The sequence below is a fragment of the Chromobacterium sp. FG89 genome (assembly GCF_057808735.1).
On record NZ_JBMDIQ010000011.1, the window covers coordinates 125,094 to 150,182 of the forward strand.

At 64.7% G+C, this 25,089-nt stretch carries 24 protein-coding genes; 16 read left to right on the forward strand and 8 right to left on the reverse strand.

What is annotated here, in order from left to right:
- Positions 1-27 precede the first annotated feature (27 nt).
- The 9 genes from lapB to yfcF all read left to right on the forward strand — a co-directional run bounded on the left by lapB (position 28) and on the right by yfcF (position 8,219).
- Positions 28-1,188, forward strand: a complete 1,161-nt coding sequence (gene lapB, locus ACODRW_RS12940; protein ID WP_199225882.1) for a lipopolysaccharide assembly protein LapB — start codon at positions 28-30, stop codon at positions 1,186-1,188.
- 182 nt (positions 1,189-1,370) lie between these two features.
- Positions 1,371-2,108 (forward strand): orotidine-5'-phosphate decarboxylase, encoded by a 738-nt coding sequence (gene pyrF, locus ACODRW_RS12945; RefSeq protein WP_107799730.1) that lies wholly within the window; start codon positions 1,371-1,373, stop codon positions 2,106-2,108.
- A 3-nt stretch (positions 2,109-2,111) separates the two neighbouring features.
- Entirely contained in the window at positions 2,112-3,431 is a 1,320-nt protein-coding gene (locus ACODRW_RS12950) for a UDP-glucose dehydrogenase family protein (RefSeq protein WP_474453926.1), read from the forward strand.
- An 8-nt stretch (positions 3,432-3,439) separates the two neighbouring features.
- The gene (rfaE1, locus tag ACODRW_RS12955) at positions 3,440-4,402 is read left to right on the forward strand and encodes a D-glycero-beta-D-manno-heptose-7-phosphate kinase (protein ID WP_304502833.1); all 963 of its coding nucleotides are present in this window, start codon (positions 3,440-3,442) and stop codon (positions 4,400-4,402) included.
- 36 nt (positions 4,403-4,438) lie between these two features.
- Complete coding sequence (locus ACODRW_RS12960; protein ID WP_488905900.1) at positions 4,439-5,017, forward strand: DUF924 family protein; 579 nt, start codon at positions 4,439-4,441, stop codon at positions 5,015-5,017.
- 55 nt (positions 5,018-5,072) lie between these two features.
- A complete protein-coding gene (gene rfaD / locus ACODRW_RS12965) occupies positions 5,073-6,068 on the forward strand; it encodes an ADP-glyceromanno-heptose 6-epimerase (RefSeq protein WP_488905901.1) in 996 nt (331 codons plus the stop codon).
- Positions 6,050-6,511: an NUDIX hydrolase gene (locus tag ACODRW_RS12970; RefSeq protein WP_488905902.1), complete on the forward strand. Its 462-nt coding sequence runs from the start codon at positions 6,050-6,052 to the stop codon at positions 6,509-6,511. Before rfaD ends, ACODRW_RS12970 begins: the two co-directional genes overlap by 19 nt.
- Before the next feature lie 91 nt (positions 6,512-6,602).
- Positions 6,603-7,487, forward strand: a complete 885-nt coding sequence (gene cysM / locus ACODRW_RS12975) for a cysteine synthase CysM (protein ID WP_107799724.1) — start codon at positions 6,603-6,605, stop codon at positions 7,485-7,487.
- 108 nt (positions 7,488-7,595) lie between these two features.
- Positions 7,596-8,219, forward strand: a complete 624-nt coding sequence (gene yfcF, locus ACODRW_RS12980) for a glutathione transferase (RefSeq protein WP_235087755.1) — start codon at positions 7,596-7,598, stop codon at positions 8,217-8,219.
- Positions 8,220-8,254: 35 nt separating this feature from the next.
- Here the strand turns inward: yfcF and ACODRW_RS12985 are convergent, their stop codons facing one another.
- The 3 genes from ACODRW_RS12985 to ACODRW_RS12995 all read right to left on the reverse strand — a co-directional run bounded on the left by ACODRW_RS12985 (position 8,255) and on the right by ACODRW_RS12995 (position 11,074).
- Entirely contained in the window at positions 8,255-9,442 is a 1,188-nt protein-coding gene (locus ACODRW_RS12985) for a DUF3734 domain-containing protein (protein ID WP_488905903.1), read from the reverse strand.
- Complete coding sequence (locus tag ACODRW_RS12990; protein WP_107799721.1) at positions 9,439-10,221, reverse strand: 3-hydroxybutyrate dehydrogenase; 783 nt, start codon at positions 10,219-10,221, stop codon at positions 9,439-9,441. The genes ACODRW_RS12985 and ACODRW_RS12990 overlap by 4 nt, the downstream gene beginning before the upstream one ends.
- 112 nt (positions 10,222-10,333) lie before the next feature.
- On the reverse strand, positions 10,334-11,074 hold the full coding sequence (locus tag ACODRW_RS12995) for an acetoacetate decarboxylase (RefSeq protein ID WP_107799720.1): 741 nt from the start codon (positions 11,072-11,074) through the stop codon (positions 10,334-10,336).
- A gap of 323 nt (positions 11,075-11,397) precedes the next feature.
- On the opposite strand from ACODRW_RS12995, the gene ACODRW_RS13000 reads away from it, so the two are divergent.
- A complete protein-coding gene (locus tag ACODRW_RS13000; protein ID WP_107799719.1) occupies positions 11,398-12,177 on the forward strand; it encodes an HAD-IIA family hydrolase in 780 nt (259 codons plus the stop codon).
- Between the two features lie 146 nt (positions 12,178-12,323).
- Here the strand turns inward: ACODRW_RS13000 and ACODRW_RS13005 are convergent, their stop codons facing one another.
- Positions 12,324-13,589, reverse strand: coding sequence for a DEAD/DEAH box helicase (locus ACODRW_RS13005; RefSeq protein WP_488905904.1), 1,266 nt, complete (start codon positions 13,587-13,589; stop codon positions 12,324-12,326).
- 161 nt (positions 13,590-13,750) lie between these two features.
- Between ACODRW_RS13005 and hflX the strand changes: the two genes are divergently transcribed.
- Entirely contained in the window at positions 13,751-15,139 is a 1,389-nt protein-coding gene (gene hflX, locus ACODRW_RS13010) for a GTPase HflX (protein ID WP_488877674.1), read from the forward strand.
- 244 nt (positions 15,140-15,383) lie between these two features.
- Positions 15,384-17,051 (forward strand): ABC-F family ATP-binding cassette domain-containing protein, encoded by a 1,668-nt coding sequence (locus ACODRW_RS13015; protein ID WP_488905905.1) that lies wholly within the window; start codon positions 15,384-15,386, stop codon positions 17,049-17,051.
- A gap of 114 nt (positions 17,052-17,165) precedes the next feature.
- Here the strand turns inward: ACODRW_RS13015 and msrB are convergent, their stop codons facing one another.
- Positions 17,166-17,558 carry a peptide-methionine (R)-S-oxide reductase MsrB gene (gene msrB / locus ACODRW_RS13020; RefSeq protein WP_488877286.1) on the reverse strand — a complete coding sequence of 131 codons (393 nt, stop codon included), beginning with the start codon at positions 17,556-17,558 and terminating at the stop codon, positions 17,166-17,168.
- A gap of 611 nt (positions 17,559-18,169) precedes the next feature.
- On the opposite strand from msrB, the gene ACODRW_RS13025 reads away from it, so the two are divergent.
- Genes ACODRW_RS13025 through ACODRW_RS13035 form a run of 3 tightly spaced genes read left to right on the forward strand, consistent with a single transcriptional unit; the run spans position 18,170 to position 21,225 of the window.
- Entirely contained in the window at positions 18,170-20,185 is a 2,016-nt protein-coding gene (locus ACODRW_RS13025) for an RICIN domain-containing protein (protein ID WP_488905906.1), read from the forward strand.
- A gap of 7 nt (positions 20,186-20,192) precedes the next feature.
- Entirely contained in the window at positions 20,193-20,603 is a 411-nt protein-coding gene (locus ACODRW_RS13030; protein ID WP_488905907.1) for a c-type cytochrome, read from the forward strand.
- Position 20,604: 1 nt separating this feature from the next.
- Positions 20,605-21,225 carry an SCO family protein gene (locus ACODRW_RS13035; protein WP_488905908.1) on the forward strand — a complete coding sequence of 207 codons (621 nt, stop codon included), beginning with the start codon at positions 20,605-20,607 and terminating at the stop codon, positions 21,223-21,225.
- A gap of 43 nt (positions 21,226-21,268) precedes the next feature.
- Here the strand turns inward: ACODRW_RS13035 and ACODRW_RS13040 are convergent, their stop codons facing one another.
- The 3 genes from ACODRW_RS13040 to ACODRW_RS13050 form a co-directional block, all read right to left on the reverse strand.
- Positions 21,269-21,910 (reverse strand): histidine phosphatase family protein, encoded by a 642-nt coding sequence (locus tag ACODRW_RS13040; protein WP_227107671.1) that lies wholly within the window; start codon positions 21,908-21,910, stop codon positions 21,269-21,271.
- Between the two features lie 46 nt (positions 21,911-21,956).
- Positions 21,957-23,324: a deoxyguanosinetriphosphate triphosphohydrolase gene (locus ACODRW_RS13045; protein ID WP_488905909.1), complete on the reverse strand. Its 1,368-nt coding sequence runs from the start codon at positions 23,322-23,324 to the stop codon at positions 21,957-21,959.
- 96 nt (positions 23,325-23,420) lie between these two features.
- Positions 23,421-23,648 carry a YMGG-like glycine zipper-containing protein gene (locus ACODRW_RS13050; protein ID WP_081545093.1) on the reverse strand — a complete coding sequence of 76 codons (228 nt, stop codon included), beginning with the start codon at positions 23,646-23,648 and terminating at the stop codon, positions 23,421-23,423.
- A gap of 217 nt (positions 23,649-23,865) precedes the next feature.
- Here ACODRW_RS13050 and ACODRW_RS13055 point away from each other — a divergent pair, with 217 nt between their 5' ends.
- Positions 23,866-25,089 (forward strand): MFS transporter, encoded by a 1,224-nt coding sequence (locus ACODRW_RS13055; RefSeq protein ID WP_486635465.1) that lies wholly within the window; start codon positions 23,866-23,868, stop codon positions 25,087-25,089.

Consider the following 25,089-nt stretch of genomic DNA (forward strand, 5'->3'; position numbering starts at 1 on the left):
TTGTTGTTTGTCCGGAAAGGATTGCTGTTGGAACTGGATTTGTGGTGGTTGCTATTGTTTCCGGCCTTTTTCGGCCTGGGTTGGTTTGCCGCGCGCGTGGACATGCGCACGGTGCTGAAACAGGCGAAGGCGGTGCCGACCGGATTTTTCCGCGGCCTGGACGCGCTGGTAGAGGACAAGACCGATATCGCCGCCTCGGCCCTGGCCGAAGTGGCGCGCCAGCAAGGGTCGGCGCTGGAGTTGCAGCACACCTTGGGCAAGCTCTACCGCAAGCGCGGGGAGAACGACCGCGCCATCCGGCTGCATCAGCGCATGCTGGACGCGCCGGATCTGCCGGCCGAGCACCGCGACGCGGTGCGCTTCGAACTGGCCCAGGATTTCCGTAAAGCGGGTCTGGTGGACCGGGCGGAAGAGATTCTGATCAAGCTGCAGGACGGCAATATGGGCCTGGCCGCGCGGCGTCAGCTGCTGGACATCTACCAGCAGGACCGCGATTGGCACAAGGCCATCGCCACCGCCAAGGAGTTGCGCAGCGACGCGCATTCCTTCCAGCACGAGGTGGCGCAGTTCTATTGCGAACTGGCCCAGGGCGAGTTGTACAAATCCAATAGCGAACAAGCGCGCCACTATGTGGAAGAAGCGTTCACGGCCAACCGCAAGTGCGTGCGCGCCAGCCTGATCCTCGGAGACATCGAGTTCGCCGGCGGTCATGTGGAGGCGGCGATTGCGGCCTGGCAGAACATTGAAAAGCAGAATTACGAATACTTGTCGATGGCCGCCGAGCGGCTGTTCGACGCCTATGAGCGGCTGGACAAGCCGCTGGAAGGCATCGCCTTGCTGCGCGGCTATCAGAAGACTTTCCCGCAGCTGGAACTGACCGATCTGCTGTACCAGAAGATCGCCACTTACGAGGGCGAAGAAAAAGCGCTGGAAGTGGCGCGCGAGGGCGTGCACGCCCGTCCCAGCCTGTCCGGCGTCTACCGCTTGATCGAGGCGCAGATGGACGAATTGAGCCCGGAAGGGCGGATGGACGCGGAAGTGGCGCGCGCCTTGGTGCTCAAGCACGCGCAGCGCCTGAGCGTGCACCGTTGCAAATGCTGCAACTTCCGCTCGCGCGCCTTCTTCTGGCATTGCCCGGCCTGCGGCGAGTGGGAGGGCTTCACCGCCAACCGGACGGAATCGCAGTAAGCAGCAGCGCCGCTGACAAAACGCCTAGATGTACTGCTTACGTCTGCGCGCCTTGCCTCTGCTTCTCCGCGAGGTGTTGTCAGCGGCTTGGGCGCAGGGATAGTTGTGCAGCCGCCAGAGAGCGGCTGCGCTGATTTGAATACCGGCCGTCGGCGAGCGTCGGCGGCAAGAATGGAGCAAGCATGAATCCTTTGATCGCAGCCGACGCGGCGCAGCCGACTTCGCCCGTCGTCGTGGCCCTGGACTTTGCCGACGCGGACAGCGCCTTGCGCTTCGCCAGCCGCCTGGACCCGAGCGAGTGTCGCCTCAAGGTGGGCAAGGAGCTGTTCACCTCCTCCGGCCGCAGCCTGGTGGAGAGTCTGGTGGCCAGAGGGTTTCAGGTGTTTCTGGATTTGAAGTTCCACGATATTCCCAATACCGTGGCCCATGCTTGCAAGGCGGCGGCGGAAGCCGGCGTCTGGATGGTCAATGTGCACGCCTCCGGCGGCCGCCGGATGATGGAGGCCGCGCGCGAGGCGCTGGCGCCGTACAGCCAGCGTCCGCTCTTGATCGCGGTGACGGTGCTGACCAGCATGGAAGCGGCGGATCTGGCCGAAATCGGCATCGCCGCTTCGCCGCAAGAGCATGTGCTGCGGCTGGCCGCGCTGACCCGCGACTGCGGGCTGGACGGCGTGGTGTGTTCGGCCCAGGAAGCCGGCGAACTGAAAGCCGCGCTGGGCCGCGAATTCAAACTGGTGACGCCGGGCATCCGCCTGGCGGACAGCGTAGCCGACGATCAGCGCCGGGTGATGACGCCGACGACCGCGCTGGCCGCAGGCTCCGATTATCTGGTGATAGGCCGGCCCATCACCCGCGCCGCCGACCCGCTGGCCGTGTTGCGCGCGATCAATCAAGACATTCAGCACTATCAGGCTCAATAAAATATGAAAATCACAGTTATCGGTACGGGGTATGTCGGTCTAGTGACCGGCACGTGTCTGGCGGAAACCGGCTATCACGTGTGCTGCCTGGATGTGGATCCCAATAAGATCGCCATCCTGAAACAGGGCGGCATTCCGATTTTCGAACCCGGTCTGGAAGACATGGTGCGGCGCAACGTCGCCGCCGGCCGGCTCAGCTTCACCACCGACATCGCCGAGTCTGTGGCCTTCGGCGACGTGCAGTTCATCGCCGTCGGCACTCCGCCGGACGAGGACGGCTCCGCCGACCTGCAATACGTGCTGGCCGCCGCGCGCAATATCGGCCGCCACATGACGGACTACAAGGTCATTGTCGACAAGTCCACGGTGCCGGTGGGCACCGCCGACCTGGTCAAGGCGGCGGTGGCGGAAACCCTGGCCGAGCGCGGCGAGGCGTTGGAATTCAGCGTGGTGTCCAACCCGGAATTCCTGAAGGAAGGCGCGGCCATTGACGACTTCATGCGCCCGGACCGCGTGGTGATCGGCGTAGACGACGAGCGCGCGGCCGCGATGATGCGCCGGCTGTACGCGCCGTTCCAGCGCAATCACGAGCGCGTGCTGCTGATGGACGTGCGCTCCGCCGAACTGACCAAGTACGCGGCCAACGCCATGCTGGCGACGCGCATCTCCTTCATGAACGAACTGGCCAATCTGGCCGAGAGCCTGGGCGCCGACATCGAGCAGGTGCGGTTGGGCATGGGCTCGGATCCGCGCATCGGCTATCACTTCCTGTATCCGGGTGTGGGCTACGGTGGTTCCTGCTTCCCCAAGGACGTCAAGGCCCTGGTGCAGACCGCCAAGGAAAACGGCCATGACTTGCGCGTGTTGAGCGCGGTGGAAGAGGCCAACGATCTGCAAAAGCTGCGCCTGGTGGACAAGGTGCTGGCGCGTTTCGGCCAAGATCTGTCCGGCCGCCGCTTCGCGATGTGGGGCCTGGCCTTCAAGCCCAACACCGACGATATGCGCGAAGCGCCCAGCCGCGTGATCGCGGAAGAACTGAGCCGCCGCGGCGCGGAAGTGGTGGCCTTCGATCCGGTGGCCATCCATGAAGCGCAACGGGTGATGGGCGACATCGCCGGCCTGAGCTTCGCCGACGACATGATGGCGGCGTTGCGGCAGGCCGACGCCTTGCTGATCGTCACCGAATGGAAGATGTTCCGCGCGCCGGACCTGAACGCGGTCAAGCAAGCGCTGAAGCAGCCCTTGGTGTTCGACGGCCGCAATATGTACGATCCGGCCTGGATGCGCGAGCAGGGCTTCGATTACTTCGCGATCGGCCGCTGAGGATAATCATGGGCCTGATGCAAGACCTGGGGCTGGACAGCTCCAAACTGGCCGCCGAACTGGCGCAAGCGAAAGTCCTGGTGGTGGGCGATGTGATGCTGGACCGTTATTGGTTCGGCGACGCCACCCGCATTTCGCCGGAAGCGCCGGTGCCGGTGGCCAAGATCGAGCGCATTGAAGAGCGCGCCGGCGGCGCCGCCAACGTGGCGCGCAATATCGCCGGCCTGGGCGGTAAGGCCACCTTGCTGTCGGTGGTGGGCGACGACGAAGCCGCCTCGGCGCTGGAGCGCCTGCTGGCCGCGGACGGCATCGCCACCTCGCTGAAGCGCGACCCCAGCATCGCCACCACCATCAAGTTGCGCGTGGTGGCGCGGCAGCAACAGCTGATCCGCCTCGACTTCGAGGACGCGCCCAGCCATGAGATCCTGGCCGGCAAGCTGGAAGAGTATCAGCAGATCCTGGCCGAGCACGACGTGGTGATCCTGTCCGATTACGGCAAGGGCGGGCTGACCCACGTCAGCAAGATGATCGAACTGGCGCGCCAGGCCGGCAAGCCGGTATTGATCGATCCCAAGGGCGACGACTACAGCAAATACGCCGGCGCCACGCTGTTGACGCCCAATCGCAGCGAGTTCCGCCAGGTGGCCGGCCGCTGGGCGTCGGAGAGCGAGCTGACCGCCAAGGCGCAGGCCTTGCGTGCGGACTTGGCGCTGGACGCCTTGCTGGTGACGCGCAGCGAGGAGGGCATGACCTTGTTCCGCGATGAGGGCGTGGTACATCAGCCCACCTTCGCGCGCGAAGTCTACGACGTGTCCGGCGCCGGCGACACCGTGATCGGCACGCTGGGCTTGGGGCTGGCCGCCGGCCAGCCGCTGCCGGTGGCGATGAGTCTCGCCAACGCTGCCGCCGGCGTGGTGGTGGGCAAGCTGGGCACCGCGGTGTGCAGCCAGCGCGAACTTTTCGCCGTGTGATCCCGTCCAGTCAGGCTGGATCCTGAAGGAGAACACATGCAGCACTATACCGATGCCATCTTGGCGTTCTGGTTTGGCGGCGGCGACGACAGTTTCCTGTCGGTGCCGCGCAGCGCCTGGTTCAAGAAGGATGAAGTGTTCGACGGCATTATCCGCGAACGCTTCCTGGACGCGTGGCGACAGGCGCGCGCCGGGGAACTGCCGGCGGAGGCCGGCGACGCTCGCCGCGGCCTGGCCTGGCTGATTCTGACCGATCAATTCCCGCGCAATCTGTTCCGCGGCTCGGCCGAGGCCTTCGCCACCGACGGGCAGGCGCTGGCGCTGGCGCGCGAGATGGTGGCGCGCGGCCTGGACCGGCAACTGCCGCATATCGCCCGCACCTTCGTCTATCTGCCGTTCGAGCACAGCGAGTCGCTGGCGGATCAGGACGAAGCCGTGCGCTTGTTTGAAACCATGGCCGAGGACGCGGCCATGGCGAGTTTTATCGATTACGCGCACCGCCACCGGGACGTGATCGTCCGCTTCGGACGCTTCCCGCATCGCAACGCCGCGCTGGGCCGGGCGGACACGCCGGACGAGAAGGCCTATCTGGCCGAGCCCGGCGCCGGTTTTTAAACACGCAGCAATATTCTCGCGCCGTCGGCGATGGCCGGCGGCGGAAAGGCAAAACATGACTATCGTCGTCACCGGCGCCGCCGGTTTTATTGGTTCCAACCTGGTCAAGGCGCTGAACGAGCGCGGCGTCACCGACATCATCGCCGTGGACAATCTGTCCAGTGGCGACAAGTTCCGCAATCTGGTGGATTGCGAAATCGCCCACTATATGGACAAGCACGACTTCCTGGCCTTGCTGCTGGAAGGCGAGTTCGAGGGCGAGCTGTCCGCCATCCTGCACCAGGGCGCGTGTTCCGACACCATGAACCACGATGGCAAGTACATGATGGATAACAACTATCAGTACACGCTGGCCCTGTTCGACTACTGTCAGCACGAGGAGATTCAGTTCCTCTACGCCTCCAGCGCCGCCACCTACGGCAAGGGCACCGTGTTCAAGGAAGAGCGCCAGTACGAAGGCCCGCTCAATGTCTACGGCTATTCCAAATTCCTGTTCGACCAAGTGCTGCGTCAACGCATGAAGGAAGGCCTGAGCGCGCAGGCGGTGGGCTTCCGCTATTTCAACGTCTACGGCCCGCGCGAGCAGCACAAGGGCCGGATGGCCTCGGTGGCCTTCCACCACTTCAATCAGTATCGCGAACACGGCAAGGTCAAGCTGTTCGGCGGCTGGGACGGCTGGGGCAACGGCATGCAAAGCCGCGACTTCGTGTCGGTGGAGGATGTGGCCAAGATCAATCTGTATTTCCTGGACCACCCGGAAAAGAGCGGCATCTTCAACCTGGGTTCCGGCCGCTCGCAGCCGTTCAACGACGTGGCCGTGGCCACTGTCAACGCCTGCCGCCGCCATGACGGCCAGCCGGCGCTGAGCCTGGACGAGATGGTGGCTCAGGGCATCGTCGAATACGTGGACTTCCCGGACGCGCTCAAGGGCAAATATCAGAGTTTCACCCAGGCCGACATCGGCAAACTGCGCAGCGCCGGTTACGGCGCCGAGCTGTTTGACGTCGAGCAGGGCGTGGATCGCTACGTGGATTGGCTGATCAAGCAATGACGCTGCGCGTCCGGCAGGCGGCGCGGCTGCTGATGCTGGACCCGGCGGGCAGGGTGCTGCTCTTTCCCTACCAGCCGGCGGACCGGGCCGAATACTGGTTCACGCCGGGCGGCGAACTCGAAGCCGGCGAAAGCCTGGCGGACGCGGCCCGGCGCGAATGCCGTGAAGAGACCGGTCACCTTATCGCCGATCCCGGCTCGCCGGTGGCCCGCCGCTCATTCGAGTTGACGCTGTTGGACGGAGAACGGGTGCGGGCGCTTGAGCATTTCTTCCTGATCCGCGTCGAACACGCGAGGCTGGACGACGGTGGCTGGACCGAGCTTGAGCGGCGGGTGATGGGGCGGGGCCGTTGGTGGCCGCCGGAGGAACTGGCCGCGTCCGGCGCGCGCTATTTCCCTGAAGACTTGCTGGCGATACTGGCGGAAGCGTCCGCGGGCAGATAGTTGCAGCAACGGTTATTTGCTTAGACATAAGGATTCCGTCTTTGCTGATAGCCAATCGGTATAATGGCCGTTCCCCGTTGGAGAACGCGTCGTGTACAAGCATCTGGAAGATTTCGTCGGCCACACCCCCTTGGTCAGACTCAAGCGCCTGCCCGGCGTCACCAGCAACATCGTGCTGGTCAAGCTGGAAGGCAATAACCCGGCGGGCTCGGTCAAAGACCGGCCGGCGCTGTCCATGATCCGTCGCGCGGAAGAGCGCGGCGAGATTCAGCCGGGCGATACGCTGATCGAACCCACCAGCGGCAACACCGGCATCGCGTTGGCGATGGCGGCGGCGATGATGGGCTATAAGATGATCCTCATCATGCCGGAGAACTCCAGCGCCGAGCGGGTGCAGGCGATGCGCGCCTACGGCGCGGAAGTGGTCCTGACCCCCAAGGAAGCCTCCATGCCGGGTTCCATCGACCTGGCGCGCAAGATGGAAGCCGCCGGCCAGGGCCGCATCCTCGATCAATTCTCCAATCCGGACAATCCGCTGGCCCACTATGAAAGCACCGGGCCGGAAATCTGGCATGACACCCGGGGCGGCGTCACCCACTTCGTGTCCAGCATGGGCACCACCGGCACCGTCATGGGCACCAGCCGCTATCTGAAGCAGCAAAATCCGGCGATCCAGATCGTGGGCGTGCATCCGGAGCCGGGCAGCCAGATCGCCGGCATCCGTAAATGGGAAGACCCCTACGTGCCCAAGATTTGCGACTTTTCGCAACTGGACGATTTGCAGCACGTCGGTCAGCAGGAGGCCGAGGATATGGCGCGGCAACTGGCGCGCGAGGAGGGCATCCTGGCCGGGCCTTCGTCCGGCGGCGCCTTGGCGGTGGCGCTGCGCCTGTCGCGTCAGCTGGAGAACGCGGTCATCGTCTCCATCATCTGCGACCGCGGCGACCGTTACCTGTCCACCGGACTGTTCGGCTGAGCATCTGTTGATGATGCGGCGGAACGCAGTGTTCGCGTTTTGGCGCTGGCGTCCGGCGCCTCATGTCGCTAGCATCGGGAGTCCATTGTCCCCGTCCCGGAGGCTCCGATGCTGCTGCATGTCGATTCCCGTTTTCTCAGCCCTTACGCGCTGTCCGCCTTTGTCGCCCTGAAAGAAAAGGGGCTGACTTTCGAACTATCGACCGTCAGTCTGGAGGCGCAGGCCAATCTGGCGGCCGACTATCGGCGTCAGTCGCTGACCGCCCGCGTGCCCATGCTGGAAGACGGCGAGTTCCGTCTCAGCGAATCCTCGGCCATTGCCGAATATCTGGAAGACGCTTATCCCGAACGCGCGCGGCTATACCCGCAGGACTTGCGCCAGCGCGCTCGCGCGCGCCAGCTGCAAGCCTGGCTGCGCAGCGATCTGATGGCGCTGCGGGAAGACCGCAACACCGAGGTGGTGTTTCTGCGTCCGGCGGCGGGCACGCTGGCGCCGGAAGCGCGCCAGGCGGCCGGCAAGCTGATCGCGGCCGCAGAGCAATTGCTGCCGGCCGACGGCGGCGAGCTGTTCGGCGCCTGGTGTCTGGCCGATACCGATCTCGCGCTAATGCTGAAACGGCTGCAATACGACGATGCGCTGCCGCCGCGTTTGGCCGCCTACGCCGAGCGCCAATGGCGGCGGCCGGCGGTGCAGGACTGGCTGGCGCTGGGACGGCGGGCGGCCTCGGCTTGAAAGGCTGAGCGCGCGCCCGCGCCTGGACTGCCGTTTCAGCGATGCACGTCGTGGGTGACGAAGGGCCGGTCCGGCGACGGCATCTCCAGCCAGTCCGGATGGCGTAGTGTGCGGCGGATGTCCTGATAGCCGCTGGCCCAGTGCGCGCGCATGGTCTGGGCGCCGAATTGATAATCCTTGTGGTGGTCTTCGTACTCCTTGTCCTGGTAGATCAGGTGTATCACCTTCAACAGCCGGCCGCAGGCCAGTTCGTGGGCGTGGCGGTAGGCCGGGTGTTCGCGTTGCGCCTCCGGCACCAGTTCCATCAGCTGCCGCAGTAAGCCGCGATAGTTCTGTTCCCGTTTCATCGTGTCGGTGATCTGCCGGGTGCGGCTGGAGTACTGGATGTCCTTCTGCCGCATCGCGATCGCCTTCATGTCCGTGGGCGGTTCGCCCTTGGCGCTCCACAGGTCCACCTGGAACACCAGCGAGTTTTTGCGCGGCTCGGTGCTCAGTATCTGCTTCAGCGGCGTATTGGACACCAGGCCGCCGTCCCAGTAGTACTCGCCGTCTATCTCCACCGCCGGAAAGCCCGGCGGCAGCGCGCCGGAAGCCATGAAATGCTCGGCGCGCAGTTTTTGGCGGGTATTGTCGAAGTAGACGAAGTTGCCGCTGCGCAGATTGACCGCGCCCACCGACACCCGCATCTGATCGCTGTCGTTGATGCGGTCGAAATCGGCGAAACGTTCCAGCGTGCTCTTCAGCGGCGAGGTGTCGTAAAGGCTGCAATTGGCGGGCGAGGGCGCGCCGCTTGGCCAGGGCGAGCGCGGCAGGAAGAAGCCGTTCTGGCCCTCGGTCAGCGCGCGCCAGGCCTCCCAGCTCGCCATCAGTCCGTTCAGCCCCGCCGGCCAATGGTGGGTGTCCAGTTGGCTGAAGGGGCTGGCCGGCAGAAACGGCGGCCGGCAGATGGTGTCCCAGAAGGCGCGCAACTGCTCCACCCGCCGCTCCGGCGGGTTGCCGGCGATGATGGCGGCGTTGAGCGCGCCGATGGAAATGCCGGCCACCCAGTTGGGGTGCAGCTCGGCCTCGGCCAGGCCCTGGTAGACGCCGGGCTGGTAGGAGCCCAGCGCGCCGCCGCCCTGCAGCACCAGCGCCAGCACCTGGTAGCGGTGGCCGGGCGGCAGGCTGCGGCTCTGGTACAGGCCGCCGCTCTGCGGGCAGGCGGGGTTGTGCGGCGGCGTCATTGCATATACCAGCCGTGGCTGACAATCACCGATTGTCCGGTGAGCGCGGCGCTGGGGAAGGCGGCCAGGAACAGCGCGGTCTGGGCCACGTCTTCCACCGTGGTGAACACTCCGTCCACGGTATTGCCCAGCATCACGCGCTTGACCACTTCTTCCTCGCTGATGCCCAGCTCTTTGGCCTGCTCCGGAATCTGCTTCTCCACCAGCGGCGTGCGCACGAAGCCCGGGCAGATCACGTGGGCGCGCACATTGTATTCCGCGCCTTCCTTGGCCAGCACCCGGCACAGGCCCAGCAGCGCGTGTTTGGCGGTGACGTAGGCGGATTTGAGCTTGGACGCCTCGTGGGAGTGCACCGACCCCATATAGATCACGGTGCCGCCGCGCTTGTCCTGATACATATGGCGCAGCGCGGCCTTGGTGGTGAGAAAGGCGCCGTCCACGTGGATGGCCTGCATCTTCTTCCAGTCGGAAAACGAGTAGTCCACCAGCGGGTTGACGATCTGGATGCCGGCGTTGGAGATCAGGATGTCCAGCCCGCCCAGCGCGTCCACCGCCGCCTGGGTGCCGGCGTTGACGGATTCCTCATGGGTCACGTCCATCGCCACGCCCACCGCCTTGCCGCCGGCGGCCTTGATCTCTTCCGCCGCGGCTTGCGCCGCCGTCAGGTTGATGTCGGCGATGGCCACCGCCGCGCCGGCGCGGGCGTAGGTTTCCGCAATGGCTTTGCCTATGCCGCTGGCCGCGCCGGTGATCAATGCCACTTTGCCGTTCAATTGCATGCTGCTCTCCTTGTCGTCGGGTGGGGTGCGCCGCATAGCGGCTTGGCGCCGGTTTCCGCCTCGTCTCGTCCTTGCTCGCGAGACTTTGAACAGGTTCTGTAAGTACAGGCGCTTAGTTCAGGTAATCGAATTCCACTTCGCCCAGACCCAGGGTCAGGTCGGCGACGATGTGGCGCGCCTCCACCACTTCCAGCACCGGCAGTTCCGCCACCGGGGCCAGCGCGTGGGGAAACAGCGCCAGCGCCGCCGGCCCGCTCCAGGCGCCGTGCACGGTGACGTCCTTGAGGTGAAAGCGCACCAGCTCGCAGATGCGAACGCTGCCGTCCACATGCGGGATGATCTTCAAGAGGAAGTTGGGCGTGTTGACCATGGAGCGCTGCAGCGCGCTGGCGTCCTGGGCGTGATGTTTGTAGCCCATGGTGGCGGTGGCCACCCGCACCGGGCCGTAGTCCAGTTCGCCCACCAGGGTGTCGGTGCGCACTTGCAGCCGCGGGCAGGCCAGCTTCTTGGGAAAGCCCCACAGTTCGCGGCCGCCGGCGATGGGCGGGTGGTCGTTCAGATACATCGCGTGAGTGTAATTGCCGGCCACGCCACCCAGCAGAACCGGGATCACCTGGCCGCTTTCGGTGTAGTCGCCAAAGCCGGTGGAGTCCGGCATGCGGATGAACTCGAAGTTCACCAGATCCGAGGCCGGCTGCAGCGGTTCCGGCACCGCCTCGCGCAGCTTGGCCGGATCGGTGCGATAAGTGATGATGAAGAATTCGCGGTTGGTGAAGCGGTAGGGGCCGCGGGGGAAGGCGGGGTTGGTCAGCGGCATGGCGAAGGCCTGCTCGCGGATGGCGTCGATGTTCATACGTGCTGCGCTCCCTGGATGGCAAAAGGTCGCGCCGGGACGGCGCGGCCGCTGCTGCGAAAGGAGCCCGCCGGCGGAACGGCCCGACGGGCATGCGTGCATCTGGCTCCGATGGTACAGGCAAAGATCCCATACAGATAGCTTGGCGCGGCGTCGCCTGTCCATTGGGACGACGCCGCGCGCCCGGCCGCTGTCTTTCCGCTCGGCGGCAAGGAGGGCGTCGGCCACCGCGCCGCCGTGCTATGCTGTCGCCGTTGCGGCGAATGAGCCGCGGCCCGCCACCGTGCCGGCGGAGTCGGCACTTGCAGTTTTGGATGGACCGTATGAGCAAAAGCATCATTTCCGACATGGACGGAGTGATTTATCGGGGCAAGCAACTGATTCCGGGCGCGCGCGATTTCGTCAACCGCCTGACGCAGGGCGGCACGCCCTTCCTGTTTCTGACCAATAACGCGGAGCAGACGCCGCTGGATCTGAGGCTGAAGCTGGAGAGCCTGGGCATCAACGGCGTGACGGAAGACAACTTCATCACCAGCGCGATGGCCACGGCGATGTTTCTGCGCAGCCAGACGCGCAAGGCCATGCCCACCGCCTACGTGGTGGGCGGCGCGGGCCTGATCAACGAGCTGTACAAGGTGGGGTTTTCCATTTCCGAATCCCATCCGGATTACGTGGTGGTGGCCAAGTCCCAGACCTTCAGTTTCGAGCAGATCAAGAAGGCGGTGCGTTTTATCGACCAGGGCGCCAAATTCATCGGCACCAACCCGGATATGATCGATCCGATAGAGGGCGGCGGCTACGAGCCGGCCGCCGGCACGCTGCTGGCCGCCATCGAGGCCGCCACCGGCAAGAAGCCCTACATCGTGGGCAAGCCGAACTCGCTGATGATGATGCTGGCCACCCGCAAGCTGGGCGTGCATCCGGAGGAGGCGGTGATGATAGGCGACCGGATGGACACCGACATCGTCGGCGGCATAGAAGCCGGCATGGGCACCGCGCTGGTGTTGTCCGGCGTGTCGTCGCGCGAATCCATGGAGCAGTTTCCCTACCAGCCGGACTATGTGTTCGAGAGCGTGGCGGAGATTGATCCGGGGGCTTTGTAAAAGCCTGGCTACGTTCTGTTGCGCGTCGCGAGGCTTTGAACAAGCCATGGCCGGTCAGGCCGGCGTCGGACGAAAACAGGGCCGCTCCCGTTTGGGGGCGGCCCTGTTTGTTTGCCGTCTAGATCCCTCTCTGCCCGGCGAGGCGCTCAGCGCTGCTCGGCTTGGGCCGCGGCTTCCCGCAATTTGTCCTTCTTGCTCTTGCGTTTGCCCTTGACGCCGCCGTTGTCGGCCGCCGGGTTCGTGGCGGCGTTCGCGGCCGCGGCCGGGCTGGCGGCGACGGGTTCGAAACCGGCGATCCGTTCGCGCGGCAGCCGCAGTCGCTGGCGTTTCTCTATCAATTGGAAATGCGCGGCGCAATCGGCGCTGACGAAGCTGATGGCCTCGCCGCTGGCGCCGGCGCGGCCGGTGCGGCCGATGCGGTGGGTGTAGTCCACCGGCGAGCGCGGCAGATCGTAGTTCACCACCACCGGCAGGCGGGCGATGTCGATGCCGCGCGCGGCCACGTCGGTGGCCACCAGGACTTGCAGACGGCCGGACTTGAGGTCGGCCAGCACCTGGCCGCGTTGTCCCTGGCTGCAATCGCCGTGCAGCGCGGCGGCGCGGACGCCTGCGGCCTGCAGCTTGCCGGCCACTCGGTCTGCGGTGTGGCGGCTGGCCACGAAGACCAGAGCCCGCTCCCAGCCATGGGTGTGCAGCAGATGGCGCAACAACATGGTGCGCCGGCCGGCGTCCACCTCGATGACGCGCTGGCGGATGTCCGGCGCGGCGACGTCGCCGGGCGCGATGTCGATATGCCGCGGCTGGTTCAGCAATTGCTCCGCCAGCGCGCGCACGACGGGCGGGAAGGTGGCGGAAAACATCAGGTTTTGCCGGTAGGGCGGCAGCTGCGCCAGCACGCTGGCCAGTTCGTCGGCGAAGCCGAGGTCGAGCAGGCGGTCGGCCTCGTCCAGCACCAGGGTGTCGACGGCGGCGAGCCGCAGCGCATTGTGCGCCAGCAGGTCCAGCAGCCGGCCGGGCGTGGCCGCCACGATGTCGGCGCCGCCGCGCAAGGCCATCATCTGAGGATTGATGGAGACGCCGCCGAAGACCACGGCGATCTTGGGCCGGCGCGGCAGGCCCTGGGCCAGCTGGCGCAGGGCGTCGCCCACTTGCGCCGCCAGTTCCCTGGTGGGGAGCAGGATCAGCGTTTGCGGCTGGCGAGACGAGACCTGGCGGCCAGCCAGCCATTGCTGCAACAGCGGCAGGCAGTAGGCCGCGGTTTTGCCGGAACCGGTTTGCGCGGTGGCCAGCACGTCGTGGCCTTGCAAAACGGCGGGGACGGCGGCGAGCTGAACCGCGGTGGGGGCCGGGTAGCCCTGATCGCTGGCGGCCTGCGCCAGGGCGGGCGACAGGCCCAGTGAGGTGAATGACATGGATTGGCGTTGACGGCGATGGACTTGAAGCGGCAGGAGTATCGACGCTGCCCGCGGCCGGGTCAAGCGGGGCGTGGCGTCGCCGCAACGCGCGTTGCGCAGCGGGAAGTTCCGTTTGCGAGTACTATCTGGGCTCGCTATCAAGTTAAAGTCATACGCACATGCAAACAGAAGTCAAAGAGAAACCCCGCTACGCCCTGGTGGCCTCGGTCCAGTTGCCCGATGTCAGCGATGTCGAGTTCGAGGCCTCGCTCACCGAGCTGAGCGAACTGGCCAAGACCCTGGGCTTCCAAGTGGTGCGGACCTTTGTGCAAAAGCGTAACAGCTTCGACCGCACCGCCTATATGGGCGTGGGCAAGCTGGAGGAAATCAGCCAGTTCGTCAATCGCGGTCTTCGCAACGACGAGCTGGAGGACGCGCCGCCGGTCTTGGACGCCGGCACGGTGGAGATCGACGCCTTGCTGGTGGACCACGAAATCTCGCCGTCGCAGGCGCGCAATCTGGAGCTGGCCGTCGGCTGCGAGGTGATGGACCGCACCATGGTGATTCTGGAGATCTTCCACCGCAACGCCCGCTCGCGCGCGGCGCGCGCCCAGGTGGAGATCGCCCGTCTCGGTTATATGGCGCCGCGCTTGCGCGAGGCGGCCAAGCTGGCCGGGCCGCAAGGCCGGCAGCGCAGCGGCATGGGCGGGCGCGGCGCCGGCGAATCGCATACCGAGCTGGATCGTCGCAAGGTACGCGACCGCATCGCCGAGCTGCAGCGCGAAATCGTCGCGATGGAGCTGGAGCGCAAGACCCAGCGCGCGCGCCGGATGGAGCGCCAGGGTCAGGGCCTGGGCGGGGTGTCGCTGGTGGGCTACACCAATGCCGGCAAGTCCACGCTGATGCGCGCCTTGACCGGCAGCGAAGTGCTGGTGGCCAATAAGCTGTTCGCCACCCTGGACACCACGGTGCGCGCCATCTACCCGGAAAGCGTGCCGCGGGTGCTGGTCAGCGATACCGTGGGCTTCATCAAGAATCTGCCTCACGGCCTGGTGGCCTCGTTCAAGTCCACGCTGGAAGAAGCGCTGGACGCGGCCCTGCTGCTGCATGTGATCGACGCCAGCGACCCGGGCTTCCAGCGTCAGCTGGAAGTGACCGATGAGGTCTTGAAGGAAATCGGCGCCGACGAAGTGCCGCGCATCCGGGTGTTCAACAAGATAGATCATGTCGGCGACGCGGCCGAGCAGGCGGCCTGGGCCGCCGAGCTGCGGCAACGCTATCCGGACTGCGTGGTGATGAGCGCGCGCCGCCCCGAGGAAGTGGCGGCGCTGCGCGCGCTGATCGTGGCCTTCTTCCAGAGAGATCTGGAGGAAGGCGAACTGCTGCTGCCGTGGTCCGCCCAGCAACTGCGCGGCGAAATCTACAGCCACTGCCAGGTGCTGGAAGAACGCGCGGAGGAAGAGGGCAGCTGGTTCCGCGTGCGCGGCGAGCCGGACAAGCTGCGCAGCCTGCGCGAGCAGTTGAACCCCGGCTCGCAGGGGCGTCAGAAGGAGTACTGGGAAGTCTGAGGCCTGAGCCTACGGCTCGGGCGTGGCGGAGCCGGGCCGTTCCTGGAACGCGCCCGCCGCCCCGCGTTTCGCCGAGATGGCGCAGACGCTTATCCTCCGTGAGCGCGCATCTGCGTATAATCCCTCCCTCGTGCCCCGGCTTTTGTCCGCGGGCATGCTTATTCATGGCATTCCGCCGGGACGCAAGTGGTCGCCGGGCTGCTGTTTTCTTGCTTCCTAAAATTCTGCAACACTGCTATTCCCAATGATTATTCTGAAAAACGTGGCTTTGCGTCGCGGAACCAAAGTCTTGCTGGACGGCGCGACAGTCAATATCAACCCCGGTGAAAAGGTCGGCCTGGTAGGGCGCAACGGCGCGGGCAAGTCTTCGCTGTTCGCGGTCTTGAACGGCAGCCTGCACGAAGACAGCGGCGATTTCTCCATCCCCAGCCAGTGGCGGATGGCGCAGGTGGCGCAGGACATGCCGGAAACCTCGCAGACCGCCACCGAGTTCGTGGTGGAGGGCGATACCGCCTTGCTGGCGGCGCGGCGCGAAGTGGCCGAAGCCGAGGCGGGCGAGGACTATATGCGCATGGCGCATGCCTACACCGCGCTGAACGACGCCGGCGAGCATGACGCTCCCGCGCGGGCGCAGGCGCTGATCCTGGGTCTGGGCTTTAGCGTGGCCGAATTGCAGCGGCCGGTGAACAGTTTTTCCGGCGGCTGGCGCATGCGTTTGCAGCTGGCGCGCGCGCTGATGTGCCCGTCCGATCTATTGCTCTTGGACGAACCGACCAACCACCTCGACCTGGACGCCTTGGTCTGGCTGGAGGCCTGGCTCAAACAGTACGCCGGCACCATGGTGGTGATCAGCCATGACCGCGAATTCCTGGACGCGGTGACCAATGTCACCCTGCACATCGACCACGGCAAGCTGGTGCGCTATGGCGGCAACTACAGCAAGTTCGAGGACATGCGGGCGGAGCAGATGATTTTGCAGCAGGCCGTGCTGGCCAAGCAGCAGGAGAAGATGGCGCATCTGCAGAAGTTCATCGACCGCTTCAAGGCCAAGGCCAGCAAGGCCAAGCAGGCGCAAAGCCGCGTCAAGGCGCTGGAACGGATGGAGAAGATCGCGCCGGTGCTGACCGAGGCCGACTTCCAGTTCGAGTTCAAGGAGCCGAGCAGCCTGCCCAACCCGATGCTGACCATGTCTCAGGCCTCGTTCGGTTATCCGGCGGCGGAGGGAGCGGAGGCAGGCGCGCCGCCCGTCGTGATCGTCAACGGGGTGAACCGCTCCGTGCTGGCCGGGCAGCGCATCGGCATTCTGGGCGCCAACGGCCAGGGCAAGTCCACGCTGGTGAAGACGGTGGCCGAAGCGCTGACGGCCACCGGCGGCGAGATCATACGCGGCAAAGGCTTGAACATCGGCTACTTCTCGCAGCAAGAGCTGGACGTATTGCGGCCGGAAGACGATCCGCTGCAGCATATGCTGCGCTTGGCGCGAGAAACGCCGGCGCAGCTGCGACCGCCGTCCAACGACTGCCGCGAGCAGGGGCTGCGCAATTTCCTCGGCACCTTCAACTTCAGCGGCGACATGGTCAAGCAGGCTGTGGGCAGCATGAGCGGTGGAGAGAAAGCGCGGCTGGTGCTGTGCATGATAGTCTGGCTGCGCCCCAATCTATTGCTGCTGGACGAGCCGACCAACCATCTGGACCTGGCCACGCGCGAGGCCTTGAGCGTGGCGCTGAACGAGTTCGAGGGTTCGGTGATGCTGGTCAGCCACGACCGCGCGCTGCTGCGCGCGGTTTGCGACGAGTTCTGGATGGTGTCGCGCGGCGGCGTCAGCGATTTTGACGGCGATCTGGACGATTATCAGGTCTATCTGTTGGAAGAAGCCAAGCGCCGACGCGAAGAGGCGGCCGGCAAGCGTTAAACGGCGGCAGGCCCGCCCTCAGTCGGGAAAGTCATAAAAGGCAGTGTCGCCATGGATCGTGGCGGCGCTGCCTTTTTGGTTTGGGGTTCAGTTCAGCGGCAGACCTGGGCGGGCTCAAGGCTTGGGCGTGAAGCCCAGCGCCACCGAGTTGATGCAATAGCGCTCGCCGCTGGGCTCGGGGCCGTCCGGAAACACATGGCCCAGGTGGGCGTCGCATTCGGAGCAGCGCACCTCGGTGCGAACCATGCCGTGCGAGGTGTCGACGATGCGGGCGATGCGCGCGCCGGCGGCTTCGGCCCAGAAGCTGGGCCAGCCACAGCCGGGGTCGTATTTGGCGTCGCTGTGGAATAGCAGGGTGCCGCAGCAGACGCAGTGGTAATCGCCGGTTTCGGTGCGGGTATAGTGTTCGCCGCTGAACGGGTGTTCGGTGCCGGCCTGGCGGGTGACGCGGTATTGTTCCGGCGTCAGCTGTCTTTGCCATTCCTGATCGGTTTTTTGCAGGGTCATGGTGTGCTCCTTTGCGGATGGTTTAAGTCTATTTTAGGGCCGGGCGCGGCTGCGGTACATCCGGCCTTGAGGTTTTGCTTGCCTGCGGCGCGGGTGGCGAGGGCGGTGACGGGCTCCTGTCCTGCCCTTTAGTCGTGCCGGCGCCCCGCGGATGACAGCAACCGCATGGGGAGGGGGGGAGAACATGTCCTGTCTTATTATTAATATATTAATTTAATTGAAAAGTACTTCTGAATAGCGCCTTTGTTTTCAAGCGTTCGGCGATTTTGGGTCTTTCCTCCAGGACGGTGTACTGTATTTGATACAAAAATCATTATCTGTTGTAAATTTTTGTTGTTTTTGTTGGGGCGAGCCATCAGAGTGGCGGCAGTGTCCGGCGCCGGCCGATCCGGCCGTGAGAAAGGATCGGGAGGGCATCTTGGCATGCCGTGACGTGTGTGGATCAAGCGATTTATAAGCGCCTGTCCAAAGCCCTGCGAGCAAGACGAGGCAAGGTCTTGCGGCTGAAGACGAGGAATAAACAGGCGCTGGAGGGGCACTCTGAAGATGGATTCGCCGTGTTGCGCCCAGGGGGGCGCAGCGGACTTTGAACAGGCTATTAAGGGGACTTCATGTTGAAGCTTGGAAACGGATTGATGACGCTGGCGAGCGGTGTTCTCGGCGTGTCATGGCTGCTGTGTCCTGAAGTGAGCGCGGCCGCCACCACCGGCATCGTGGCGGTGAATAGCGGTCAGTGCTTGAATGTCGGCGGCGGTTCGACCAGCTCCGGAGCCGGCATCATTCAATGGCCTTGCTCGGCGGGGAGCAATGAGCAATGGACTTTCGTGCCGCTGGCAAACGGCTTCTACCACATCGTCTCGCAGAAATCGCAGATGTGCTTGAATGTGCCGGCTTCAAGCCGAAACCAGGGCGTTCAGCTGATTCAGTGGCCATGCCAAAGCGTGGCGGTGGCCAATGATCAGTGGAAAATCCAGCCGGTGGATGTCGGCACTTACCATATCGTGTCGGCATCCAGCGGCCAGTGCGTGAATATTTTTTCCGGCGTTGCGACGCAGGGAACCAAGGTGGTGCAATGGCCGTGCCAGGGCAAGGCGCAGGTGAACGACCAGTTCATGTTCGATTATCCCGGCGCCAAAAGCGCGGCGCTTCCCTCCGCCTGGAGCGGTGTGATTCCTCTGCCGGTCACCCCGGTGGGCGTCGCCAATCTGCCGGACAACAAGTTGATGATGTGGTCCGCGGATTTTCCCGACGCCTTCAGCGGGGACAGCGGCAACGGCAATAGCAAGACCTATACCGCGCTGTTCGACGCGGCGAAGAACGCGCCGCTGCCGTTGACGGTGGTGACCACCGGCGCGAATCTGTTCTGCCCCGGCACGTCGATGTTGCCCAACGGCAATCTGCTGATCAACGGCGGCTCCAGCAGCCCTAAAACGCAAATATACGATTGGGCGGCCAAGCGCTGGAGCGCCAGCGGCAATATGAACATTCCGCGGGGCTATGAGGCCAATACCGTATTGTCGGACGGCCGGGTGCTGACTTTGGGCGGTTCCTGGAGCGGCGGCTACAACAGCAAGAGCCGGCCCAACCGCAGCGGGGAGGTGTGGGGCAACGGTCATTGGACCGTGCTTTCCGGCGTGCCGGAAAACAATGTGATCGGCCCCGATCCGCAGGACGCCAACGGCAGCGTGTACCGCGGCGACAACCATTTATGGCTGTTCGCCGGCAGCGGCGGGACGGTGTTCCATGCCGGCCCCAGCGCTCAGATGAACTGGATAGGCACCAGCGGAGCCGGCAGCATCGTTTCGGCGGGGACGCGCGGCAATGATCCTTACAGCATCAACGGCAATGCGGTGATGTTTGACGCCGGCCTGATTCTGAAGCTGGGCGGCGCGCCGGCTTATCAGCAGAACACGGGCACCACCTATGCGAGCAACTCGGCCCATCTGATCGATATCCGCGGCGGACCCAAGGCCCAGGTGAAGGTGAAGTCGCTGCCTGGAATGAGCTATCGCCGCGCATTCGCCAATGCGGTGGCCTTGCCCGACGGCGACGTGGTGGTGGTGGGCGGACAGACGATACCGCAGCCGTTCACGGACTCCTATGCGGTGCTGACGCCGGAGCTGTGGAGTTCGGCGAAACAGGTGTTCCAGCCCTTGAAGCCCATGCAGGTGCCGCGGACCTACCATAGCACGGCGATCCTGTTGCAGGATGGGCGGGTGTTTGTCGGCGGCGGCGGCTTGTGCGGCGCCGGCTGCCCGCAAAATCACTTGAACGCGGAGATCCTGACCCCTCCTTATTTGTTGAACGCGGACGGCAGCCCGGCGGCCCGACCGGTGATTAGCGCCGCGCCGGCGCAGGCGCGGCCGGGGAGCGTGATCGAAGTCAAAACGCAGCAGGCGGCGAGCCAGTTCGCCTTGATGAGGCTGTCCGCGGTGACGCATTCGGTCAACAACGATCAGCGTCGGATCGCTTTGTCGGTGTCGCAACTCGCGCCGATGGCGGGGGAAATGCGTTATTCCCTGCAGATTCCCGCGGATAGCGGCGCGGTTTTGCCGGGCTACTACATGTTGTTCGCGATGAGTCCGCAAGGGGTGCCCAGTGTCGCTCGCATCATCGCCATCAATTAAACGCGGCTTGGGCGCGCTCGCCTGCGGGCTTGTCCTGTGGGGGACGCCGTGCGCGGCCGGCGGCGAGGAGGCTGTGGACGGCGGCCGGCTGTTCTACGGCCAGACCGCCTTGGTCGGCCAGCTGTATGTCCATAACCGCCCCTTGGACAGCGAGTACGCGCGTTGCGCCAACTGTCATCGCCTGCAGGATCAGGCGCGGGCGGATGGCCGGTTTGCGCCGGATTTGGGCGCGCGCTTCTTGACGGAGGCCAGCGCCAGGCGCGGGGGGCCGGAGCGGGCGTATACCGAACAGAGCTTTTGCGAGATGTTGCGTAGCGGGAAAGACCCGACCGATATCCTGATCGGCACGGATATGCCGCGCTACCGGCTGAGCGCGGCGGAATGCCGGGCTTTATGGCTTTTTCTACAGGGGCATTAGCATGCAAGGCAAGGGCGGCGCGCCGTTGAATCCGGGACGGCGGAGGTTTGCGATGGGCTTGGCGGGCCTGGTGCCTTTATGGCTGGCGGGGCCGGCCGCATTGGCCAAAACCGCGTGGGCCGGAAATCTGGCCCTGGCGCACGGAGAGATTTCTCCGCCGCTGCCGCTGCCGGACTTCATGCTGAATGACAGCGATGGTCAACGGCGCAGCTTTCACGCTTTGTTGCAGCGGCGCGTGACGGCGGTTCAGCTGATTTTCACCGCCTGCTCCAATGTCTGCCCGATCCAGGGCGCGACGTTTCGGCAAGTGCAGGATTTACTGCCGGAATCAAAACGGGCGCGGATACAGTTATTGTCGTTGAGTCTTGACCCATTGAACGATTCGCCGGAACAGCTGCGGCGGTGGCTGGCCCGGTTTCGGCCTAAACCAGGCTGGCGGGCGGCCCGCCCCGAGCTAGCCGACCTGGATTTGATGCTGGCCACGTTCAATCAGCGTCGGACGGATTTGAGCGCGCACCACACGGAGGTCTTGCTGGTGGATTCGAAGAGCCGTTTGGTGTGGCGCTCAACGGAATTGCCGTCGGCGGAAACCATCGCGCGCACTCTGCTGGCCTTGGCGTAGTTGGCGGCCGGCCGAGCCCCGCTTGGGGGTTGCAGCCGTCCTGCTATTGAATTTCGTCCAGCGCGGCGGCCAGGTGGGATTCGTCGGCCCATTGTTCAAGCCGCCATTGCCCGTCGCTATAGCTCAGCCAGTTCAAGGCCGCGTTGGGGATGGGGAAGTCGCGGGCTTCGGACATCGGCTTGCCGGTGGCCAGCCGGTACATCATTTCCAGCACGCCGCCGTGGGTGACCACCAGCAGGGTCTGGCCCAGATGGCGGCGGGCAATGCCGGTGAAGCCGTCGCGGATGCGGCCCATGAAGGCGTTGAGGCTTTCCCCGCCCTTGAGATCGTAGTCCGGGTCGCGGGATTTGAGTTGCAGATAGTCGTCGCGGATGCTGTGTTCCGCCTCGGCGTAGGTCAGGCCCTGAAACACGCCCATGTGGCGCTCGCGCAATTCGGCGCTGAAGGTGGGCGTCAGATTCAATCGCGCCTGCAGCGGCGCGGCGGTCTGGCGGGTGCGGGTCAGGTCGCTGACGTAGAGGGCGTCGAAGGCGTAGCGTCCCGGCCATAGCGCGCGGCTGAGGCTTGTCGCCTGTTCCTGGCCGGTGGGGTTGAGGGGGATGTCGGTGTGGCCTTGCAGTCGATATTCGCGGTTCCAGTCGGTTTCGCCATGGCGGACGATGCAAAAACGGGTGGTGTGCTGCATTCCTGTCTTTCTGATTTTTTAACTGCCGAATTGCGGCGGGGCGGAGTTATAGAATGCCCACGCCGGAAATGTCGCGCGCCAGGTTGGCGGCGTAGTTGTCGGTCATGCCGCCGACGAAGTCCAATACTTTCATATAGGCCTGATACAGGCTGTCGTCACTGCGGATGTGCTGTTCCAGCAAGCCCATGGCCAGGTGCTCGCGCGGGCTCAGGCGCTCGGCGCCCTTGCTGACGTAGGCGTGGGCGGCGGGGATCAGCGCGTCCAGGATGCCGGCCATGCACGGGTAGGAGGCGAGTTCGGTCACCAGCTTGGTGCGGTGGCGGTAGACCCGGGTGCTGGCCAGTTCCTTGGCGTGGATCAGCGCGTCCTGCACTTGGGCGCCGCATAGGTTGATCAAGTCCTTGGCCGGGAATTCGCCGCGCAGCAGGCTGTCGTGGTGCAGCATGAATTTCTCGGCCACTTCGCTGACGCAGCGGCCGATGGCGATGCCGCGCAGGGTGCCGCATTTCTGACGCACGTCCTGTATGTCCCAGATGCGTTCGTATTCGGTGAAGCCGGAGAACAGGGTTTCGAATTCCTTGAAGTCCAGGATGCCGATCTCCACCGCGTCTTCCAGGTCCAGAATGGCGTAGCAGATGTCGTCGGCGGCCTCCATCAGGTAGGACAGCGGGTGGCGGCTCCATTGCATCACGCCCTTGGGCAGCAGGCCCAGCTCCGAGGCCACGCGCTGGAAATAGGGCAGTTCGGTGCGGTAGATGTTGAATTTGTCGCGCGCCTGGGCGGCTTCGGCGTCCGATGTCCACGGGTATTTGATCAGCGCGCCCAGGGCGGCGGCGGTCAGGCGCATGCCGCCTTCGCCGGTGTACATTTCCAGCGTGGCCAGCATGCGCAGGCCGTGGGCGTTGCCTTCGTAGGTCTGCACGTCGCGGATTTCCTCCGGCGCCAGGCCGTGCAGCCAGTGGGCGTTGCGTTCGGCGCGGAACCAGTCGCGCAACGCGTATTCGCCGGTGTGGCCGAAGGGCGGATTGCCGATGTCGTGAGCCAGGCAGGCCACTTGCACCACGGCGCCGATATCGTGCGGCGTGTAGTTGTCCGGCAGCAGATGGGCGTGCTGCATCATCATGCCGACGCGGTTGCCCAGGCTGCGGCCGACGCTGGCCACCTCCACGCTGTGGGTTAAGCGGTTGTGGGTGTGGTCGTGGCGCGCCAGCGGGTGCACCTGGGTTTTGCGGCCCAGCCGGCGGAAGGCGCTGGAGAACACCACGCGGTCGTGGTCGATGTGGAAGTCGGTGCGCAAGCCCGGGCTGCCTTCTTCGGTGGCTGGGGTGCGGGTTTCCTTGACGTGGCCCTGAATGACTTTGAAGCGTTTGGTGGAGAGGAGTCGTTCCCAATTCATGCGTGCGGAGGAGGTCATGGCGTGGCCCGTGGTGCTGTTGTATTGATGATATGGGCGCGGCGGGCAAAACAAAAGAGCCAGCGCGGGGCTGGCTCTTGGAATGGGGGCGCGGGTTTAGCGTTTGCCGGTCTGATTGCCGACCACGCCGCCCACCGCGGCGCCGCCCACGGTGCCGATGGCGTCGCCGCCGGTGAGCACGGAGCCGAGCACGGCGCCGGCGGCCGCGCCGATGGCGGTGTTTTGCTGACGCTTGGACATATTGGCGCAACCGGACAGCAGGCTGACGGCGATCAGGCTGGCGGCAATGGCTTTAACGGCGGATTTGCTGGTCATCGAAGTCATGGAAGTCTCCAAAAACATAAAGTAGGTCTTGTGTAGTTTGAGACGCTTGGAATGCCATCTGGTTCCTGTTTCTGCGCGCCTTTTCGTAACCATACGTACAGCATTCTATATGCTGTATTGATGATTTCCAGTACGCGGCGCGATATTAAGTAAACTAATTTGTTTACTTATTGCGATGGCGAGATTAGCATGGGCTATCGTCTCATTGGTATGCGTCATGAATGTTTCCCATCCCAAACTGATTTTGCTGACTGTCTGTCTGGTGGCGCTGATGAGCACGGCCGGCGTGGCCATGCCTTATCCCATCCTGGCGCCCATCTTCGTGAACTCCGCGCCGGATGCGTTCAACCACTTCCTGGGGCTGCCGCCCAAGCTGCTGTTGGGCGTGGCCCTGGCCGCCAATCCGCTGGGCATTTTGCTGGGCAGCACCTTGATTGGAGCGTTGTCGGACCGGCTGGGACGGCGGCGGGTGCTGACCGGAACCTTGTTGCTGACCTTTCTGGGCTATTTGCTGACGGCGTACGCCTTGTGGAGCCGCTGGTATCTGTTGTTCGTGCTGGCGCGTTTCGTTACCGGCCTGACCGAGGGCAATGTGGCGGTGGCGCGCGCCATCGTGGCGGATCTGCATCCGCAGTTGGACCGCGCGCGTTCCTTCGCCATTCTCAACGCGGTGCTGTACACCGGCTGGCTGGTGGGGCCGCTGATCGGCGGTTTGACCTTGCCGCTGGGCGAGGCGGTGCCTTTCCTGCTGGCGGCCGGCGCCATCCTGCTGTGCCTGGGGGTGCTGCTGGCCTTCCTGCCGGAAACCGGCGAGCGCATGCACCAGGAGCAGTCCTTGCTGCAGGTGATGCGCGGCCAGCACTCTTTTCGTCTGCTGTCGGCGGACCCTTTGCTGGCGCGGCTGTTCTGGATGCAGCTGGCCTTCGCCGTCGGGGTCAACGCTTTTTACGAGTTCTACCCCTTGTGGCTGGTGGAGTACGCGCAGCTGGACAGCCGCGGCATCGCGGTGGTGACGGCGCTGATGTGCGTGCTGATGACCTCGGCCAGCGCCTTGCTGGGCAAACTTGGGCATAAACGGGCGCCGCTGGAGCTGGCGCGCATCAATGCGGCCTGGGTGGCCCTGGGCCTGCTGGGTTTGAGCTTGCTGGCGGATCTGCCTTGGCCGGGCATAGGCTTGATTGTGTTGTTGGGCGTGCCGCTGGCGATTTACAACGCCATCCTGCCCAGCTGGTGTTCGGAGCGCTTCGCCAGCCTGGGGCAGGGCAGCGTGATGGGCCTGCTGACCACGATCTTCTGCGTGGCCAATGTGCTGGTGGCCTTGCTGGGCAGCGTGCTGACCATTCTGGACACCCGTCTGGTGCTGGTTCTGGGCGCTTTGACGTGCGGCCTGGCCGCCGCCTGGCTGCAAGGCGTGATCCGCGAGGCGGAGGAGGCCCGGTGA

Bases quoted from the DNA above. Each gene is read 5' to 3' on its own strand.
- pyrF (WP_107799730.1), top strand. From the start codon at position 1,371: ATGAATCCTTTGATCGCAGCCGACGCGGCGCAGCCGACTTCGCCCGTC.
- ACODRW_RS12950 (WP_474453926.1), top strand. From the start codon at position 2,112: ATGAAAATCACAGTTATCGGTACGGGGTATGTCGGTCTAGTGACCGGC.
- rfaE1 (WP_304502833.1), top strand. From the start codon at position 3,440: ATGGGCCTGATGCAAGACCTGGGGCTGGACAGCTCCAAACTGGCCGCC.
- ACODRW_RS12960 (WP_488905900.1), top strand. From the start codon at position 4,439: ATGCAGCACTATACCGATGCCATCTTGGCGTTCTGGTTTGGCGGCGGC.
- rfaD (WP_488905901.1), top strand. From the start codon at position 5,073: ATGACTATCGTCGTCACCGGCGCCGCCGGTTTTATTGGTTCCAACCTG.
- yfcF (WP_235087755.1), top strand. From the start codon at position 7,596: ATGCTGCTGCATGTCGATTCCCGTTTTCTCAGCCCTTACGCGCTGTCC.
- ACODRW_RS12985 (WP_488905903.1), bottom strand. From the start codon at position 9,442: ATGACGCCGCCGCACAACCCCGCCTGCCCGCAGAGCGGCGGCCTGTAC.
- ACODRW_RS12990 (WP_107799721.1), bottom strand. From the start codon at position 10,221: ATGCAATTGAACGGCAAAGTGGCATTGATCACCGGCGCGGCCAGCGGC.
- ACODRW_RS12995 (WP_107799720.1), bottom strand. From the start codon at position 11,074: ATGAACATCGACGCCATCCGCGAGCAGGCCTTCGCCATGCCGCTGACC.
- ACODRW_RS13000 (WP_107799719.1), top strand. From the start codon at position 11,398: ATGAGCAAAAGCATCATTTCCGACATGGACGGAGTGATTTATCGGGGC.
- ACODRW_RS13005 (WP_488905904.1), bottom strand. From the start codon at position 13,589: ATGTCATTCACCTCACTGGGCCTGTCGCCCGCCCTGGCGCAGGCCGCC.
- hflX (WP_488877674.1), top strand. From the start codon at position 13,751: ATGCAAACAGAAGTCAAAGAGAAACCCCGCTACGCCCTGGTGGCCTCG.
- ACODRW_RS13015 (WP_488905905.1), top strand. From the start codon at position 15,384: ATGATTATTCTGAAAAACGTGGCTTTGCGTCGCGGAACCAAAGTCTTG.
- msrB (WP_488877286.1), bottom strand. From the start codon at position 17,558: ATGACCCTGCAAAAAACCGATCAGGAATGGCAAAGACAGCTGACGCCG.
- ACODRW_RS13025 (WP_488905906.1), top strand. From the start codon at position 18,170: ATGTTGAAGCTTGGAAACGGATTGATGACGCTGGCGAGCGGTGTTCTC.
- ACODRW_RS13035 (WP_488905908.1), top strand. From the start codon at position 20,605: ATGCAAGGCAAGGGCGGCGCGCCGTTGAATCCGGGACGGCGGAGGTTT.
- ACODRW_RS13040 (WP_227107671.1), bottom strand. From the start codon at position 21,910: ATGCAGCACACCACCCGTTTTTGCATCGTCCGCCATGGCGAAACCGAC.
- ACODRW_RS13045 (WP_488905909.1), bottom strand. From the start codon at position 23,324: ATGACCTCCTCCGCACGCATGAATTGGGAACGACTCCTCTCCACCAAA.
- ACODRW_RS13050 (WP_081545093.1), bottom strand. From the start codon at position 23,648: ATGACTTCGATGACCAGCAAATCCGCCGTTAAAGCCATTGCCGCCAGC.
- ACODRW_RS13055 (WP_486635465.1), top strand. From the start codon at position 23,866: ATGAATGTTTCCCATCCCAAACTGATTTTGCTGACTGTCTGTCTGGTG.